General features: G+C 50.3%; 11 protein-coding genes and 1 other RNA gene. 2 read left to right on the top strand and 10 right to left on the bottom strand.

What is annotated here, in order from left to right:
- Positions 1–282: 282 nt before the first annotated feature.
- A complete protein-coding gene (locus KZ483_RS00120) occupies positions 283–1,452 on the bottom strand; it encodes a rhamnogalacturonan acetylesterase (protein ID WP_220350814.1) in 1,170 nt (389 codons plus the stop codon).
- Between the two features lie 374 nt (positions 1,453–1,826).
- Here KZ483_RS00120 and KZ483_RS00125 point away from each other — a divergent pair, with 374 nt between their 5' ends.
- Both KZ483_RS00125 and KZ483_RS00130 read left to right on the top strand, forming a co-directional pair.
- Positions 1,827–2,276 carry an RrF2 family transcriptional regulator gene (locus tag KZ483_RS00125; RefSeq protein WP_220350815.1) on the top strand — a complete coding sequence of 150 codons (450 nt, stop codon included), beginning with the start codon at positions 1,827–1,829 and terminating at the stop codon, positions 2,274–2,276.
- 203 nt (positions 2,277–2,479) lie between these two features.
- Positions 2,480–3,145 (top strand): nitroreductase family protein, encoded by a 666-nt coding sequence (locus KZ483_RS00130; RefSeq protein WP_397376136.1) that lies wholly within the window; start codon positions 2,480–2,482, stop codon positions 3,143–3,145.
- Positions 3,146–3,314: 169 nt separating this feature from the next.
- Here KZ483_RS00130 and KZ483_RS00135 read toward each other — a convergent pair whose 3' ends face one another.
- The 9 genes from KZ483_RS00135 to eno all read right to left on the bottom strand — a co-directional run bounded on the left by KZ483_RS00135 (position 3,315) and on the right by eno (position 17,708).
- The gene (locus KZ483_RS00135) at positions 3,315–6,080 is read right to left on the bottom strand and encodes a beta-galactosidase (protein ID WP_220350816.1); all 2,766 of its coding nucleotides are present in this window, start codon (positions 6,078–6,080) and stop codon (positions 3,315–3,317) included.
- A gap of 21 nt (positions 6,081–6,101) precedes the next feature.
- Positions 6,102–7,511: a glycoside hydrolase family 30 protein gene (locus KZ483_RS00140; RefSeq protein ID WP_220350817.1), complete on the bottom strand. Its 1,410-nt coding sequence runs from the start codon at positions 7,509–7,511 to the stop codon at positions 6,102–6,104.
- A 428-nt stretch (positions 7,512–7,939) separates the two neighbouring features.
- Positions 7,940–10,045, bottom strand: coding sequence for an RICIN domain-containing protein (locus KZ483_RS00145; RefSeq protein ID WP_220350818.1), 2,106 nt, complete (start codon positions 10,043–10,045; stop codon positions 7,940–7,942).
- Positions 10,046–10,488: 443 nt separating this feature from the next.
- Positions 10,489–10,890: a transfer-messenger RNA gene (ssrA, locus tag KZ483_RS00150) on the bottom strand.
- A 221-nt stretch (positions 10,891–11,111) separates the two neighbouring features.
- Positions 11,112–11,591 (bottom strand): SsrA-binding protein SmpB, encoded by a 480-nt coding sequence (gene smpB / locus KZ483_RS00155; RefSeq protein ID WP_220350819.1) that lies wholly within the window; start codon positions 11,589–11,591, stop codon positions 11,112–11,114.
- 152 nt (positions 11,592–11,743) lie between these two features.
- Positions 11,744–14,725 carry a ribonuclease R gene (gene rnr, locus KZ483_RS00160; RefSeq protein WP_220350820.1) on the bottom strand — a complete coding sequence of 994 codons (2,982 nt, stop codon included), beginning with the start codon at positions 14,723–14,725 and terminating at the stop codon, positions 11,744–11,746.
- A gap of 169 nt (positions 14,726–14,894) precedes the next feature.
- Positions 14,895–15,137: a preprotein translocase subunit SecG gene (gene secG / locus KZ483_RS00165; RefSeq protein WP_397376137.1), complete on the bottom strand. Its 243-nt coding sequence runs from the start codon at positions 15,135–15,137 to the stop codon at positions 14,895–14,897.
- Positions 15,138–15,271: 134 nt separating this feature from the next.
- The gene (locus KZ483_RS00170; protein WP_258881687.1) at positions 15,272–16,045 is read right to left on the bottom strand and encodes a sugar phosphate isomerase/epimerase family protein; all 774 of its coding nucleotides are present in this window, start codon (positions 16,043–16,045) and stop codon (positions 15,272–15,274) included.
- A 370-nt stretch (positions 16,046–16,415) separates the two neighbouring features.
- On the bottom strand, positions 16,416–17,708 hold the full coding sequence (gene eno / locus KZ483_RS00175; protein ID WP_220350822.1) for a phosphopyruvate hydratase: 1,293 nt from the start codon (positions 17,706–17,708) through the stop codon (positions 16,416–16,418).
- Positions 17,709–17,807: the final 99 nt, after the last annotated feature.

The following is a 17,807-nucleotide window of genomic DNA, read 5'->3' on the forward strand; positions in this document are numbered from 1 at the left end:
AATGTTTTTACAAGAGAATATTTTAATTTTTATATTACCTTATTAATGCAGATGTTAATGCCAGATTTTGATTGGTCCTGGTGTAAAAACGCCAAACACACCAATTTACTCTCCTAATATGCAAAACCCGACCGTTAGCGGTCGGGTGATGGTGGAGGCATGTCACCTTGCCAAGCGCCTCCTTACTTTTCAAACAGTAAATTGTTTGAGAATACTGGCAACAGCCTCTAACGAATGTGTCCCTTTCGCAATATCAACGATAAATTCAACCGCATGTAACCGTTAGAAGCTTATCAAGTAGTCAAAGCCATCCATACCTTGTTTTTGCATATCCTGCACGACAAGCTTAGCAAGGACTGTGGCGCCTTTGCGATTAAAGTGCAACCAATCACCGGTCTTATAAAGAAGATCCGTCTCTACCGGCCCTATGGAAGTAAAGTAAGCCGAGCTTAGAACGTTGAGATCCACAAGTCCGACATTTTGTTCTTTCGATAAAGCAATGGTTGTGTGCCTATAGAAACCATTTTCGGCATTGTGCACCGGGTTCCCACTGCTATCCGTAGTCCAGCTTATGGCCCGCCCTTGAGGAGGCACTAAGATGACTGTCGCCCCTTTGGCTTTCACCGCCTCGACAATTTGCCGCATGTATATTTTGAATTGACCTTCAGAATACGCCTTCTCATCATTGATACCCATTTCAAACAGGAAATAATCTCCACTTTTAATGTATTTAAGGATTGTTTCCAGTGATCCGCCTTCCAAGAAGCCTTTTGCAACTTGTCCGGCGGAAGCCATATTTCTAACCTTAAAGATCTCCGGATTAACAAGCTCCGGTACGATTTGTCCCCAACCGACGAGTTCATCGGCATCCTTTGGATAGTAGTTGCTTACTGTCGAATCCCCACCGATCCATATCGTTCTGGGCATCGTAGCAAATTTCGACACTTTGGTAATGACGAGAGCGGCCAATGTGTAGGCGGTACCCTCTCTGCCTGCAGTTACAATGAGATTTAATTGTCCGTCTGTGATAGGAATCAGAAATGAATCTTCAGGATTGGCTCCCGTTAAATTTAAAAGTTGATAGACACCTTCAGCCGCTACGCTCGCCCTATTTGTGTCCCCTAACATCACCTGAACCCGGTAAAGACCCTTATCTAAATCAACATTGAATGTGTTTGCGCTCTTTACCCCGTACTTTACAAACTGAACCGCTGTGCTTCCCACGCCTGAACCGGATGCTGCAACATTAATTATGTCTTGAGGTGTATTAAAACCATACCCTTTCTCGGGAGTGTATGCGTCGGAAGCGCTCACTCCAATATAGCCCGGAACTGCAGATCCTGCGCCAAAATTAAAGTTGTAAACGGTTGGCGTGGACGCAGATGCGAAGCCGCCAATCATAAAGGCGAAGCACAATATGAAAGTTAATGAAGCCGCTGTTAGTTTTTTCATTAGAAAGCCTCCTCTTTTTTAAGTAAAAATTTGCTTGTCACAGATTTGTGTGGATTGTGAGCTAATAGTATCACGCGCCATCATCAGCGTAGAACCGTAGAACCGCGGCAAACACTCAAGATCACTCTGGCAACCTCCTTCCGGCTTATAAATATGGGACAGAAAATTGCTGCTCGAAAAAGATGACTCCACCCAAAGAATGAAAGTGCTTACATTTCAAATTATAGTTTATTGAATCAAGGAAAAACTATTCAAATGACCGTCTTTTTTGTTAAAAAATCAGATTAAAACCTTGCTCAATCCGGCCGGTTCGCGATACAATTCAGGAACATGCGGATATCGCATAACACCGGACCTCGAAAGGAGACGATGAGATGACGCTGGATAAATGCTCGGGCAACTATCATCCCAAATGGTTTGGCCTCGCAGTTCAGGCTTTGATCATTTTGGCCAAAGAAAATATCCAGACGTGTCCAAGCGTCGAAATCGCGAATTATTTGCAATCGGAAGCTACTCTGATGCGGAGGGTTCTGGCGATTCTCGCGAGAGAAGGATTCCTTGAGACCCGTGAAGGCCGCGACGGCGGCTACAGGCTCAAAAAAGCGCCGGAGTCGATTAACCTTGTGGATGTTTACAGTGCATTTCAGGTGAGCAGTCCGCTCTGCTTCGGGATTAAAGATTCGACGGGCACTCACACGTTCGGAATCGAGATGAAGGAAGTTTTCTCGGATATTACGGCCGAGATGGACCAGAGCTTGCGCGAGGTGCTTAGCCGGTATACGATCGCTGACCTGGTTCGGAGGATGTCTCCCAAGACGTTTTAACCAGGGGAAAACAATTATTGACAACACCGGCTCTCCGGGATTATACTGTGCAATATCAGCAACAGTTAGTGCTTTTTTTTTCAACTTATACTGTGCTAAAATGTCCACAGAAAATACCGGATCGCATGCTGCATCCGGAATCTATTTTTATTATTAACTGTGCATTATTAATCTCAGTATGTATGTATTCACGAGGAGGAATTATGATGACTAATCAACAAACCGTTCAGCCGCTCGAGCAAAAGATGTTCTTCGACGTCATTCAGGAACGTCGTTCCGTCCGTGCCTACGACCCATCGGTAAAGATCTCGCGCGAAGAAATTACTGAAATGCTGGAGCAAGCAACGCTCGCCCCTTCGTCCTCGAACCTGCAGCCATGGCGTTTTCTCGTCATCGATTCACCGGAATTGAAGCAGAAGCTTCATCCGATCGCATTCAACCAACAACAGGTGCTCGATGCATCGGCGGTCATTGCCGTGCTCGGCGATGTGGAAAGCTACAAGAAGGCCGAGAGAATCTACGGCCAGGCAGTCGAAGCGGGTTTTATGCCGGCGGATACGGCCAAATCGTTCATGGAGCGCACGGTCGGCATGTACTCGAGCTTGCCGCCTGAAGCGGCCCGCCAAATCGTCATGGTCGACGGCGGCCTGATCTCCATGCAGCTCATGCTCATCGCCCGCGCCAAAGGCTACGATACCGTTCCTATGGGCGGTTACGATAAAGCGAAGTTCGTGGAAGCGTTCGGAATCCCCGCACACTACGCGCCGGTTATGCTGATTGCCCTTGGCAAAGCAGCGAATCCGGGACACCCGACTACGCGTCTTCCGATCAACGAAGTAGCGTTCTTTAACGAGCTGCCGTCGGTATAAGAAGCCTTTGCTCTTAGGACCTTCGTGCCCGCCTAACATAATCAGTATCACCATCTTCACTCCGTTTATGAATGAGAAAAGAGACTCTGTCTGGAGAGTCTCTTTTCCATGGCTGCAGACCGTTATATAAGATTAATTCACCTTCCCAGGGTCCACATTTTTCTTATAATTAACCGATCGGTACCCACCGTTTGTTCGAATGCGGATCATAGAGAAGCTTTACATTCGTTGGGCTTACGCCCGCTTCATCAAACAGGACAAGTTCATTGCGCTCTTTCAACCAGGCCATTGGTATTTTATAATCCTCTTGAGGACCAATTTGCCAGTACCGGCCCAGGTTTATTCCGTTAAGCCAAACAACCCCTTTACTCATCCCCGTTAATCGTAGCTTAAGCTTCGCGTTAACATCAGCGGGCAATGCGGGTTTCGCGAATTGTACCGTATGCCAAACCGGCTTCCCTGCGCATACTCCCTCGTCGAAGACAATATCCTCGCGTTCAAGCTCGTCGACATTCGCGATGTGCCAGCCCTTTAATTCCTTCTCAGAAGAATACGCAATCAGCTCCAGCCGCTCAACCGGTGATTTGATATAGGCCATTTCAATCTCGTTAACACCTTCACAAATATAAGCTGAGATGTCGAGCGTATGATGCGAGAACCAATCCTGATAACCGGGAATCGTTACCTCTTGTCCGTTAATCTTCATCTTGCTGCTTAGCGCGCCTACCAATACCGCACGATTAAAGCCTTCCAGCGTGAAAGTATTGCGAATCATGCTTCCGCCTTCAAGCGAAATGACCTCGTCCAGGTGCAAAGAGGTATTACCCGCCTGCCACTCTCTTCGCAAGTCATGCGATTGACCATCCCAGTAAACGGAACCAGCAATCCCTTTTGCTTCCCCGAGGTATGGCGAGAAATTCAACCGGCCCATATTTTGCGCAAGAATTTGTATCTTATTGATATTGTCAGGCTCAATTTCGATCCTTACCGCCGCTGCGCCAACTCTCCGAACAAGCGCTTGTTCCTTCCCGTTCACATAGATTCTGGCCGTATCCTCCAGCTTAGGAATAACGAGCTGCGTTTCGGTCCGGTTGCCTGATTCAAATTCACACTCGTATAACAAGTGACCGAAGGGTTGGCCCAGCCCGGAGAAATCGACCGGCTGCTCCGCAGCTTGCCCTCCATCTGCCGAAAGCTTACATGATGCCGTTTGCCATCCTTCTAGCATTGGGGCTCTCAGGTGCACATAGGGTGAAACAGAATCATCCTGCGTCGATTGCCGGCAGCTCCACTCCCCCAAATGAATCGGCTGCTCACTGCTTACGTCCAGTGCCGCTTTCAAACTTCCATCCGGCATTCTATCCAAATCGGCATATCCGATTGCCCAGCGCACTCCGCTCTTCTCTACAACTCGCCATGAGCGGTCGGCGGTGTCCTTATTGATTACGACAATGCGGTAGGGCTTCTCCCCGATCATCAAATCAATAAGCTGCGCCTCTTGAAAATGGCACAAATCTAAAATAAGCCTCTGTCCTCCATCCAGCAGCTGCTGACGTCTCACGCCATCATGCGTTACCCGAATTTCCTGCTCCGTCTCAAGCTCTAAATATGAGCGCTGGCCATTGTCAGCCGTGATAATCAGTGTATGCCTGCCATCCAGCATCTCGTTGCCAATCAAATAAGTGCTGCAGGTCAAATAAACGCCTGGCTCTACTTTCATTCGATCGAGGACCGGAAGAATGGCGCCGGGATTTAGAGTAACCGGAATCGTCCGACCGCTGCCAAGTAGCATACTCGTCGTCTCGCGCTCTTCCTTCGCGCTCTCCACAAACCATATACGCTCACTGCCCTTCTCCCTTACCCGGGCAGTATACCCTTGCTGCAGCGCTGCCGCCGCTCCGTTTCCCTCCACGGCGTTAAGCAGAAGCTCCTTCGCAGCCTGAACAAAATAAGACAGCCGCTTTACGGTGTTATATTTAGCCGTTACTCTTCCGTACTCATTAAGCGGAGCATCGTAGTCGTAGGAAGTAACCATAAAGATATCGCTTGCGCCTACCGTCCGGCCGCCGTATCCTCCGAAATTCGTTCCCCCAAAGAACATATAATGACTAATACCGCTAAAGCCCGCGCGAAGAGCCTCCAGCATTCGCTTCTCGTACAGCGCGGCCGTCTTCTGCGTTGCGGAGGATGCCCCCCAATGCTCGAACCAGCCCGTCCAAAACTCCGTTACGATCTTCGGCATATCCGGCTGCTTGTCGACAAGCTGTTTATAATGATGATCCGCATTCGACCAGAAATTTGCGCCCTCAATCGTTCCCTCAGCACCGCCTACGCACGTTATCAGAGGCACTTTCACTCCGCGTTTAAGAATTCCATCCCGGAGATGGAGCATATAATCGCTGGCCGTTTCGTCATCCGCCAAATACCCGTATTCATTCTCTACTTGAACTAAAATTACCGTTCCGCCGTTACCGACCTCCCGCTCGCTTATAATCGGGATGATCTTATCCATGTAACGGTCGACATAGCTTAAATACAATTCGTCAAAGGCTCGAAACCGGATTCCCTTCTTGGTATTCAGCCAATACGGAAATCCGCCGAAATCCCACTCCGCGCAAATGAACGGGCCGGGCCGGGCAATGACCCAAAGCCCAAGCTCCGCGCATAAATCGAGGAAGGCGCCGCAATCATTGTCGCCTTCAAAGCTCCATTGCCCTTCTTCCGGTTCATGCACATTCCAGGCAAAGTAAGTATCGATGCAGTTCATCCCCGCCAATTTGGCTTTAACGAGCACTTCCCGCCATTCTTCTCTAGGCATCCGGAAATAATGGATGGCCGCGCTGTTGACAAACGTTTGTTCTCCGTTAATGATATAGCTCATCCGATTGTAATTAACGATTGCCTCTGATTGATTCTCAAGCACCGTTTTTTGCATCCCCACTGTCCTTTCTATTAACTATTTGTTGATTTCAATATTAGAGACAACAATCGTCGTCACCGATTGCATCTCAAGAGTCACCTTCAAGCCATTTCTGTAAATCGGAAGATCCGATTCCGTCAAATTCGCGAACTGCGAAGTTTGGTACACCTTTGCCGAGCGGCTATCGAATTTAAAGGCCGTCAGGTCGTAATTAGCCTCTTTTTTATTACCGCCTTCGTTGCGAACAACGATGGTTAATTGTTTCTTCGCCTCATCATAAGCCGCAACGGAACGATCATCATCGGTGAGAATAATACGGCTGTCCGGTCGAATGAACTTGCTGAAGTTAGCCATTGCATAATATTGCTTCGTTAGCTCGTATCCTTCGCTTTGTTTGAAATCAGAATGGATAAAGCCCCAATTGTTTTGCGCGCTTTCATCCTCGACGGCTTGCCAATAGACCCACGCGGCTGGCTGGAGCATCCTCAGGTCGAATATTATCCGCTCAGCAAGCTCCATTACGCTGCTCATATCGTCATGGCTGTGCGGCTCGGTACCGCCGGTTCCATACTCGGACATCCAGAGTTTTTTCCCCTTCTCCTTCGCGAGCTCGCGGAGCTCGACCAATTGGGAGCCATTATAGGAGTGCGAATTAATCTGAGAGATACTATTCAATGTCTCATCGTCATAGCCATGCAGCATTTCCAGCGTTTCATCAACACTGTTCTCGTCAGGTGCGCTGACACTTGTTCCGGTCAAGCCTTTCTCCTGAAGGGATCTTGCTGTTTGCTTAAGGATGACCATCTGTTTATCGATTGTAAAATGAGCGCCTTCTTGAATATTCCCTTTTTTCCACCAGTTCGATATGGGTTCGTTAAGCGGGTTCAACGTTCGGAACTGGATGCCGTATTCCTCCTTATAATGCTTTACGACTTCAGTCAAATAATCAGCAAAATCGTTATAGTATTCCTCTTTCAGATTGTTTCCGCCGTCAACCGCACCCGTTACAGAACCGCTGATCGTCATCCAATAAGGCGGTGAATTCGAAAATGCTTCCGCGATTGTCGCTCCGCGCTCGAACGCCGCAAGCATAACTGCGCGCTGGCCTTCATCCGCCGTCCAATCCCACTTTCCTTCTTCCGGCTGGAAACCCGGAACATCGCCCCCTGGGCGCAAACTATTCGGGCTGATAGCGGGATTCTCGCCTCCGCCAATATTATAGCGAACGATATTAAGACCAAGTCCCTTATTCGCATCGAATACAAGATCCATAACCTCGTTCAGCTTCTCTTTATCCTTCCACCGTCCAAGAATATGCCCCCACCAAGCAAGCGAAGTCCCCCAGCCTTCAAACCCATCGTAGCCTTCGAAAGGCAGAACATGAAACGGAGCTTCGGCAAAATTCAGTTCTTGCTCTGTTGAATTCGAGTTAAATTGATTAACCATAACCATATATCCTCCTATTATCGTTATTCCAACTATGCCACAGGTCAGCGTTATTCGCCTCTTGTTACTCACCGCTGCTATCCCTACCGACAGTGGGCTTACTTAACCCCGCTGCTGCGGCCGCTAATATTATCCATTATGTAACCCATTTCATGAAACGGGTTTCATTAAGTGAAAAAAAATAATACCCACTGCTAGTGGGGCGGTTAACGCGAAAGCCTTTCACGTTTATGAAAAGGCTTTCATTAATCTGTGATTCATTATATTCTGTATCCTTTGGACTGTCAACACATTAAAGTAAAGAGCTCTTCCTGCATACCCTCGGCGCTTGGGGTTCTTCCCCGCTAACGGCTTAGTTGGTTGGAATTTCCTACGGCCAAGCGCAAAGCGCCGTCCCATAGTTTGTATGGGACAGCGCGTTCCGTCGATTATTTCGAACCCCAAATCGCTTTGTTGTTAGATCCGATTAGCGAAAATGTCATAACTTCATTATGAGTGGACAGTTCATTTCTTTGTTTGAAGAACACGCCTTTGTAGGTGATTCCGCCGATTACCATCGTGCACTGATAGGTTCCTGCCGTATAAGACCATGAACCTGTGACACCGCCCGTTATGGTACCATTCGAATTCAAGGTTACGCTTTGAGTTGACAGCATACCAACGTTAGATGTAGACGCATCAAGACCCATATCGACAAACTGATACGTTCCCGTCATATCAGTCGCACTGTAGCCCGTAGGCGAGATGCTGCTTCCCAAAAATTCGTATACGGCGGTTACAGGCCATTTGTCGGCGTTCATGAATTGTTGGTGCACGCGAACCTCATGGCCCTCGGTACCGTTATCAAATCTTGTGTGGTACACCAAGTATCTGAGGCCGTCCGTATCGATCAATGCGGAGTTATGGCCTCCTGATTTATACCCGATCGGCAATCCCGACAAATTATAATTTCCAAACAATTTAATACCGTAATTGCCTTGATTGATAGACGAGGACGAGTACACGGCCGAATTGCCCGCGGCATCGGTGTATGGTCCGTTAACAGATGTAGAACGGTATAGACGAATGTGGTATCCGCCCGAATTTCCCAGCCAGCCGTAAGTGACATATAAATAGTAGTAGCCGGCCGCCGAATCATAAACAATGTAAGGTGCTTCGCCGGATTTCGTGTATCCGCCGGCAATTTTTTTGCCGAAGTAACGATCGGTATCGCCGTTATCCGCGCCCGGATAGTAAGGCTTTCCTGTCGCCTTGTTAATCTCCAGGATAAAGATACCGCCGGACCAGGATCCATACGACATCCATAACTTCCCCGTACTATCGTACACAAGCGCGGGGTCGATTGCATTGGGGAAAAGATTGTTGTTGAATGAGCCGTTGCTGTTAAACCAGCCGCTTCTTGTTCCCGAGATTGTGCCGTTGTCGATCAATTCCGGGATATTCGTATACTTATACCATGTATCAACCGTTTTCGTCCCTAAAGACGAGGTTGTCGTAATGGGATTGCTTGCGTTCGTAAATCCTGAATAGACGATCGTATCCACATATTCGTACGGACCCGTTATTGACTTGGATACAGCCAATCCAATTGCGGAACGAATATAAGTGGACGATGTACAGTAGTAAAGCATGTAGGCGCCTGTCGAACCGTCCGCCCACACATACGATGCATTGTAAACCGGCTCGGGAGCCCATACCGAATGGCCGCCTGAACTGTCTTGATCGTTATACCCGGCCCATGCGAAAGAAGGAGCTAACGCATTCTTCAACGCTGTACCCGTAGTAGCTCTTGAAGCATTGCCCGTGCCGCCGGCTTTAACCAGCTCCCATTTTTGCATGTCGCCGCCCCAGTACTCCCACTGCTGAACATTGGCGCCACTAGCTGTACTGCCATTAGCGATATCAAGAGCACCGGTATATCCTGATGCTTTCGTAAGGAACGCAACGGTCCCGTCATCGTTTTGTTGTATTTTAAACAATTGTGCATTGCCGCCCCAATACGTCCATTGGTTAATGTTGGCACCATTGGCGGAGGAACCGTTTACTACATCGACTGCGCTCTTATAGGACGAATTGGCGGTCAACATATAATAGTCTCCATTGCCGAAATACACAATTCTAAACTTTTGCGCATTGGAGCCGTTATAGCTCCACTGTTGTATATTCGTGCCATCAACGGCAGATCCGCCCGCGACGTCCAAATATAACCCGCTGTTCTTATTCTTGATATAATAATAGCCCTCAAAAGTAGATGCTGCGTACAAGCTTGAGTTGGTGTAGCCCTGCGTTCCCAGATACGACCAATTCCTTAAATCGGTACTTGAAGCTTGCGCCAAATGAGAGCCAAAAATATAATATTTGTTTGTCGAAGAATCATAAGCAACGGCCGGATCATGTACCGAAACCCGGGTCGTTGTTGAAGTCGTCGAAGAACTCGCTGCTCCGAAGGCGCTGGTTGCGGCAGTTGCTAACAAAGCAATAATCATTACCAGTGCGAAAAGCTTTTTGCTCCAACCTTTTTGGAAAAGCGGCATGATATCACTAGTCTCCTTTCTTGCTCCATAAGTATAGTAGTTTGGGATTATAACTTACTGTCATCCGTCATGTATCGCCAAATATAATTAAAGCGTTTACAATAAAGCGTTTTCATATTTCCGGATTGGCCACTTTTCGTCACGCGATCATCCGGAAGCATTGCGTTCGTTTCGCAAACAGATAGATAACAAATATATTACGGTATTAGCTTAAAAGACAATCAACCTCCCTTCAGCTCGTAATCGGAACCGAATAAGATACATGAACGTCGAATTCAAACTTATCTTATACCGAAATTCGCGTGGAAGCAATAATATTAATAAATATGTTATTAATATTTTAATGATTGTTAAACCATTTACCCTTTTCCACCCGATGCTCACAATCTCGTTTTTCAAATAAAATGCAAAAATCCACAACCTCATGCGGTTGTGGATTTACATGGTGGAGGCGAGGGGATTTGAACCCCTGTCCGAAAATAACGCCACACAGGCTTCTACGGGTGTAGTCACGGATTTGATGTCACCTAAGAGTCATTGCGAGCAATGACTAGCATCGAAAGCGATACTCAAGCGCCCCGTAACCGGCTATCGCTAAGGTCAGCCTGATTATCTTATTCCGTTCGACCCCAGGCGGAGACCAAGCGGCGTATCCCACTTAAGTTGGGCCCCTATCCTAGCACATGGGCGATGCTTGGTAGAAGCTTAGTATACAGTTTCTTAGGCTGCTACTAAATTTGTACGTTGGTTGCCATTTAATAGGCTTTAGCGTTGATGAAGCGGACGCGTCCCCACTACCCGCAACCCATGCTCGAACTATCCCCGTCGAATCCATAAACGCCCCCAATTACGCATAAACGGTCATCGGTCGAAAACCGTTTAGCAGGTAAGACGCTCAATCGACGCAGCGGCGACTGTGCAACAGTCAGCCCAGCGCTTCGAGCATAAGTGCAATTGTTACTAGCTGCTCTCTTAGTATACCACACCAAGAGCGGCAATGTGCCGAAGTCTTTCTGGCAGCGATGGCTGCAAGCACCACATGCGGCCAAACATACAGTTACCCTTGTTACCTCGCGACCTTCTGTTTCTCGCGCAAAGCCCGCTGAATATCACGCTGAGCGTCGCGTTTTGCCGCGCTTTCACGTTTGTCGTACTGCTTCTTCCCTTTACCGAGACCGATCAGGAGCTTGGCATAACCGTTTCGCACATAAATCTTGAGCGGAACGATCGAATAGCCTTCCTGCTTGGACAGCCCGAGCAGCTTATGAATCTGGACCTTATGCAGGAGCAGCTTGCGCGCTCTCGTCGGGTCCGTCGGATTGTGCCGGTTGCCCTGCTCGAACGGACTGATGTGCATATTGTGGATAAAAATCTCGCCATTGCGGATCGTCGCAAACGCATCGCTTATATTAGCTTTGCCCATACGCAGTGATTTGATTTCGGTCCCCATAAGCACGATGCCCGCTTCAAAGGTGTCCTCGATGAAATAGTCATGGGAAGCCTTCTTATTCTGGGCGAGCTGTTTCCCGTCTGTCTTCTTCGCCATGCCATTCACCTCTTCGCTTAGCATCTCTTCACACAACCTATTCGCCCGATTCAAAATGTGAAACGGACCCCTAACAGGCTGTGTTAGGAGTCCATTGTAACAACTTTATAGACCGAAATCAAGAACCGGCAAATAGGCCTTGAGCTCCGCTGCTATTTACGTTTTTTTCTTACAAATGCTGCTGTTGCATTCGCGTCGCCCTTCTTTTTCCGGGGCTTATTGTTACCGCTTTGGCCCCCGTTCGGGCTTGCCGCGTTAATTGTGTCGCTCTTCGCAGTCTTCTTGCGTCCGGTACCGCCTCCGTTACCGTTGCTCGCACCGGTTCTTCCGTTGGCGCCGGAGCCGGCCGAACGTCCCCGTCCGGAGTTTCCACCTCTGCCTCTGCCAGTCGATGAGCGGTCAGGATCTTCACCATCATCAATTATGCCACCGGTTCCATGCACCGGAAGACCCCACATATCGGTGCGTACGGTGCCAGGACGCAATCCCGGGCGCTGCGCGTTATCTTGTTCAGCTGCGGCGGCGACGTTCTTGTCATCGCTGCCAAGAATGCGTTCAAGGTTGTAATCGTCCTCAGGCTTCCACGACTTGTTGTCGCCGGCCTGTCTTGCGATTGTTCCGCCCTGCGGCGCGCGGCCGCGGCCGCGCGGCCCTACATCGCTTCGCGCGGCGCTCTCGCCAGCGTTCCCGCGCGCACTGCCGCGCTTCGCGCCGGCACCAGCGCTCCCGCGTCCGCTTCGCCCGGACGCGTCCGCACCCGCCGCGGTACGGCCGCTTCGCACGGCCGCGCCTGCTCCGCCCGCGCCTGCACGGCCGCTTCGCACGGCCGCGCCATTGGCACCGCCACGGCCGCTTCGCCCGGGCGTGCCTGCTCCACCCGTACCTGCACGCCCGCTTCGCCCGGGCGTGCCTGCGGAGGCCGCGGCGCTTCGCCCGCCGCGGTCTCCGCGGTCTCCGCGACCGCTGCGCTGTGCGCCATCAGCGCCCTGCGTTTTCGATTCCAACATCGCAAAATCGATGGTGTGATCATCCATGTTAACGCGCTCCACGCGCACCTTCACCTCATCGCCGATGCGGTACGTCTTCGACGTCCGCTCGCCGACGAGCAGCATATGCTGCTCATGGAAATGATAATAATCATCCATGAGATCGCTCAGCCTGATGAGCCCTTCAACCGTGTTCTCAAGCTCGACGAAAATACCGAAGCTCGTCACGCTGCTGATGATGCCGTCGAATACCTCGCCGACCTTATCCAGCATGTACTCGCACTTCTTCAGCTTCTCGGTATCGCGCTCAGCCTCGACAGCAACCCGCTCCCGCTCCGAGGACTGCTGCGCAATGTCCGGCATGCGCGCTCCGAGCGCTTCGAGCCGCGCCTCCGATAGAGTACCGCCGTGCTCAAACACCTCGCGCATCACGCGGTGAATCACGAGGTCCGGGTAACGCCGGATTGGCGATGTGAAGTGGGAATAGAACTCCGCCGCCAGCCCGAAATGCCCCAGGCTCTCCGCGTCGTATTTCGCCTGCTTCATCGACCTTAGCATCACCGTCGAGATTACCGTCTGCTCCTTCGTGCCGCGAATATCCTCAAGCAGCGTCTGCAGCGCGCGCGGATGAATTTCGCTTCCGCCTTTGCCCTTAATCGTGTACCCGAAATTCGCCGCAAACTGCACAAAATGCAGCAGCTTCTCCTGGTCCGGATTTTCATGAATCCGGTACAGGAAAGGAACACGCAGCCAGTAGAAATGCTCCGCCACCGTCTCGTTCGCCGCAAGCATGAATTCCTCGATGATCTGCTCGGCGATCGAGCGCTCCCGCTTTACAATATCGACGGCTTTGCCCTCTTTATCGACAATAACCTTCGCTTCCACGAAGTCAAAATCAATCGCGCCCCGCTTCATGCGGGCAGAACGCAGACGCATCGCGAGCTCCTCCATCAGCTTGAACGTATCGACCAATTCGGCATACCGTTCAATCACCTCCGGATCCTCGCCCGTGACGATTTTGCGCACATTCGTATAGGTCATCCGCTCTTTAGTGCGAATAACGCTCGTGAATACATCATGACGCACCCGCTTCAGCGTCTTAGCGTCGAACTCCATCTCGCATGACATCGTCAGCCTGTCCACCTGGGGATTCAGCGAGCAGATCCCGTTGGAGAGCCTGTGCGGAAGCATCGGAATAACGCGGTCGACCAAATAGACGCTGCATCCCCGCCGGTATGCTTCCTGATCAAGCGCAGACTTCTCACGAACGTAGTAACCGACATCCGCAATGTGTACTCCTAACAAATAATTGCCGTTCTCGAGGCGCTCCACATTGACCGCGTCATCGAGGTCCTTCGCGTCTTCGCCGTCTATCGTGACAATTACCTTATCCCTTAAATCCCTCCGCCCCTGCCGGACGATTTCCTCATCCGTAATTGAATCCGGAGCCGCCTCGGCTTCAGCCAGCACATCCTCCGGAAACCCCTCCGGCAGCTGATGCTTACGTATGATGGACAAAATATCGACGCCCGGATCATCCTTATGCCCGAGGATTTCCACGATCTCGCCTTCCGCCGCAGAGCGCCCCTCCGGGTAGGAGACGATGCGCACGACAACCTTTTGCCCTGAGACCGCACCTTTGAACTGACCTTTAGGTATGAAAATATCGCGATTAATCCGTTTATCGTCCGGCAGCACGAACCCATATGCCTCATGGTTATCAAACGTGCCGACCACCTGCGTTACCGCCCGCTGCACGACCCGGATGACCTCGCCCTCCATGCGGCCGCCGCCCTCGCTCTTGGACGTGATCTTCACGAGCACCGTATCGCCGTTCATGGCGCTTTTCAGATCGTTTGCGTGCAGATAAACATCGGGATGGTCCTTCTGCTCCGGAATCAGAAAAGCGAATCCCTTCGCGTGCGCTTGAATGCGCCCCCGCACCAGATCCATTCTTTCCGGGACGCCGTAGCGGTCATTGCGGGTGCGAATGACTTTCCCGGCATCCTCAAGTCCGTTAAGTAAAACAAGAAATGCTTTGAACGAATCCGCGTTCCCTTCGCCGAGCTGTTCTTCGAGCTCCTTGTATGTCATTGGTTTATAAGCTTGTTCCCGCATAAAATCAAGAAGCTGCTGCTCCGTTACCATAACCCTCTCACCTCATGTACCGCAGCCGTCTATATGAATATGCAGCAGTCGGTTGATAGATTTCCATATACTATATAGTATACACGAAAATGGCCGCCTCCATCCGCTGCCGCTCAGACCAAATAAAAAAAGCGGGGATTATCCCGCTTTTCGTTACATTCGTATTTCATTACACTTTTACTAAGTATGCGACAACAAGCGCCAGTACAAAGAATCCGACTGCAATGCCGATTGTCAAACGCTGCAAAAACAAATCCAAACCGCGAGCTTTCTGTTTGCCGAACAAATGTTCAGCGCCGCCGGAGATTGCACCGGACAACCCCGCGCTCTTCCCTTTTTGCAGAAGAACAACACAAATCAAGCCCACCGCGAAAATAACAAGTAAAATTTTAAACACAACTGCAATTGTCATACTTCCACCTCCGTACAAGGAGCATCTTTTCTGCCGCTGCCTTGCCAACGAAGAACGGACAAGACCTAGAAACAGCATTATTATTATACCATAGCCCGTAAGCGAATACAAGATGCTTCCAAGCCTGCGGCTTACTAGAACCCGTTTTCCCGGAAAAACTCGAGGCAAATTTTCGCACTCTCGAGCGAAGACGAGGCGAACTCCTCCTGCTCCACAATGAAATACTCGATTCCCGCTTGTTCCGCAACACCGAGCACGCTTTTCAAATCAACCACTCCCTTGCCGACTTCCGTATCGCGGGAGCTGTCGCCGAAATCCTTAAAGTGAGCCAGAGGAACGCGGCCGGCATAGCGGTTCACATAGTCGACCGGCTTTTGACCGCCCATATGGACCCAGCCAAGGTCGAATTCGGCGAACAGGTATTGTGCCGGAACCCGCTCTAACAGCAGGTCGATCGCCGGCTTACCGTTTACCGGTTTGAATTCGAAATCATGATTGTGATAGCCGTATTTCATTCCTGCCGCGGACACTTGCCTGCCTGCCGCTTCAAGGATCGCTGCGAGCTTATTCACGTCGTCTTCAGTCGGGTTTTCCGGAAACGGCGCCCACGGCGTCACGATATACTTCAGGCCGATCTCCTGCGCATATTCGATTTGCTTCCCAAGCTCCGATTCGATCTTGTCCGGATCGCCGAAGTTCAGTCCGATATGTGCTGAAGGCGCTTCCAGACCGACGCTGTCAAGAACCAATTTCAGTTCCTTGGCAGGAGTATTGAAGTAGCCCGCAAACTCAACCGCTTTATACCCCATGTCCGCCACTTTACGAATCGTACCGAGAAAATCCTTCTCTGTCTGGTCGCGCAGCGTGTACAACTGTAAGCCAACAATCGGTTTTGCCAAATTATCCACCGTCCTAAAGTTTTTTGGAATGCTTCCTGACAGCCTTCTACGCGCGAGCAAAAAAACTGCTTCGACAAGCATACGCTGAGTTTCTCGCGATAACTTTCTGGGCCATCTTCCCGCGTCGAGCAAAACCCGCTTTGAAAGCATACGCTCAGTTTTTAAAGATACTCCCTGCCGCTCGCTGGCACCTTCTGAAAGCAACCGCTCAGGTTTTTAATAAGAAAAAGAGGAGAGTAACAGGCTCTCGCCTGTCATCTCTCCCCTAATTATACCGAACGCCCCTATGGAAACTATGTAACCTTTTGGGACATTCTTTTGTCATTTTGGTCTGGATCGCGTATTTCCGTTGAGGGAATCGTAATCCATGCGCATTTTTCTACTTGAAGTTTTTCAAATTGTAAAATGCGCTTTTGCCTGCATACAGAGCAGTGGAGCCCAATTGATCTTCAATACGGAGCAGCTGGTTGTACTTCGCAACTCGGTCCGTACGGGATGGAGCGCCGGTTTTAATTTGACCTGCGTTCGTCGCAACTGCGATGTCTGCGATGGTGCTGTCTTCGGATTCGCCGGAACGGTGGGAAATAACAGCCGTATATCCTGCGCGCTTCGCCATTTCGATCGCATCGAACGTTTCAGTAAGCGATCCGATTTGATTGACTTTAACGAGGATCGAGTTGCCGATGCCCTGCTCGATGCCTTTGGACAGACGCTCCGTGTTCGTTACGAACAGGTCGTCTCCGACCAGCTGTACTTTGCCGCCCAATTTCTCGGTAAGCAGCTTCCAGCCTTCCCAGTCGTCTTCGGAACATCCGTCTTCGATCGTGATGATCGGATATTTCTCTACCCATGAAGCAAGCAGATCTACGAACTCTGCGGGCGTGAACGATCTGCCTTCGCCTTCGAGGTGGTACTTGCCGTCCTTGAAGAATTCCGTGGAAGCGACGTCCATGCCGAGGAACACGTCTACGCCCGGTTTGTAACCTGCACGCTCAATTGCCGAGATGATCGTCGTGATCGCTTCTTCGTTCGAACCGAGGTTCGGTGCGAAGCCGCCTTCGTCGCCGACAGCGGTGTTAAGGCCTTTATCTTTCAATACGGATTTGAGGTTGTGGAAAATTTCCGCGCCGATGCGGAGCGCTTCCCTGAAGTTTTCCGCGCCAACCGGCAGTACCATGAACTCTTGTACGTCGATATTGTTGTCTGCGTGCTCACCGCCATTGACGATGTTCATCATTGGAACCGGCAGCGTTTTGGCGTTGAAGCCGCCAAGGTATGTGTAGAGCGGAACGCTCAGAGCGTCAGCCGCCGCGCGCGCGACCGCCATGGAAACGGCCAGAATCGCGTTAGCGCCCAGCTTGCCTTTGTTATGCGTACCGTCGAGGGAAATCATTTTACGGTCGATCAGCACTTGATCCAGTGCATCCAGGCCGATAATTTCCGGTGCGATGATCGTGTTCACATTGTCAACGGCTTTCAGAACGCCTTTGCCGAGGTAACGGCTTTTGTCGCCGTCACGAAGCTCAACCGCTTCGTATGCGCCTGTCGATGCGCCGGAAGGAACAATTGCGCTTCCTTTGCCGCCGGATTCAAGTATTACTTCAACTTCAACCGTCGGGTTACCGCGGGAATCAAGCACTTCGCGTGCATAAACGTCAGTAATGATGGACATGAACGAAACACTCCTTTAAATTGTTATTTAAATTAGAAAAGCAGGCTTTAACAGCTCGAACAGTTATCATCATTAATCATTCATTGCCTAAAATTCTGC

It is taken from the genome of Paenibacillus sp. sptzw28, from assembly GCF_019550795.1.
Classification (GTDB): domain Bacteria; phylum Bacillota; class Bacilli; order Paenibacillales; family Paenibacillaceae; genus Paenibacillus_Z.

Bases quoted from the DNA above. Each gene is read 5' to 3' on its own strand.
- KZ483_RS00120 (WP_220350814.1), bottom strand. From the start codon at position 1,452: ATGAAAAAACTAACAGCGGCTTCATTAACTTTCATATTGTGCTTCGCC.
- KZ483_RS00125 (WP_220350815.1), top strand. From the start codon at position 1,827: ATGACGCTGGATAAATGCTCGGGCAACTATCATCCCAAATGGTTTGGC.
- KZ483_RS00130 (WP_397376136.1), top strand. From the start codon at position 2,480: ATGATGACTAATCAACAAACCGTTCAGCCGCTCGAGCAAAAGATGTTC.
- KZ483_RS00135 (WP_220350816.1), bottom strand. From the start codon at position 6,080: ATGCAAAAAACGGTGCTTGAGAATCAATCAGAGGCAATCGTTAATTAC.
- KZ483_RS00140 (WP_220350817.1), bottom strand. From the start codon at position 7,511: ATGGTTAATCAATTTAACTCGAATTCAACAGAGCAAGAACTGAATTTT.
- KZ483_RS00145 (WP_220350818.1), bottom strand. From the start codon at position 10,045: ATGCCGCTTTTCCAAAAAGGTTGGAGCAAAAAGCTTTTCGCACTGGTA.
- smpB (WP_220350819.1), bottom strand. From the start codon at position 11,591: ATGGCGAAGAAGACAGACGGGAAACAGCTCGCCCAGAATAAGAAGGCT.
- rnr (WP_220350820.1), bottom strand. From the start codon at position 14,725: ATGGTAACGGAGCAGCAGCTTCTTGATTTTATGCGGGAACAAGCTTAT.
- secG (WP_397376137.1), bottom strand. From the start codon at position 15,137: ATGACAATTGCAGTTGTGTTTAAAATTTTACTTGTTATTTTCGCGGTG.
- eno (WP_220350822.1), bottom strand. From the start codon at position 17,708: ATGTCCATCATTACTGACGTTTATGCACGCGAAGTGCTTGATTCCCGC.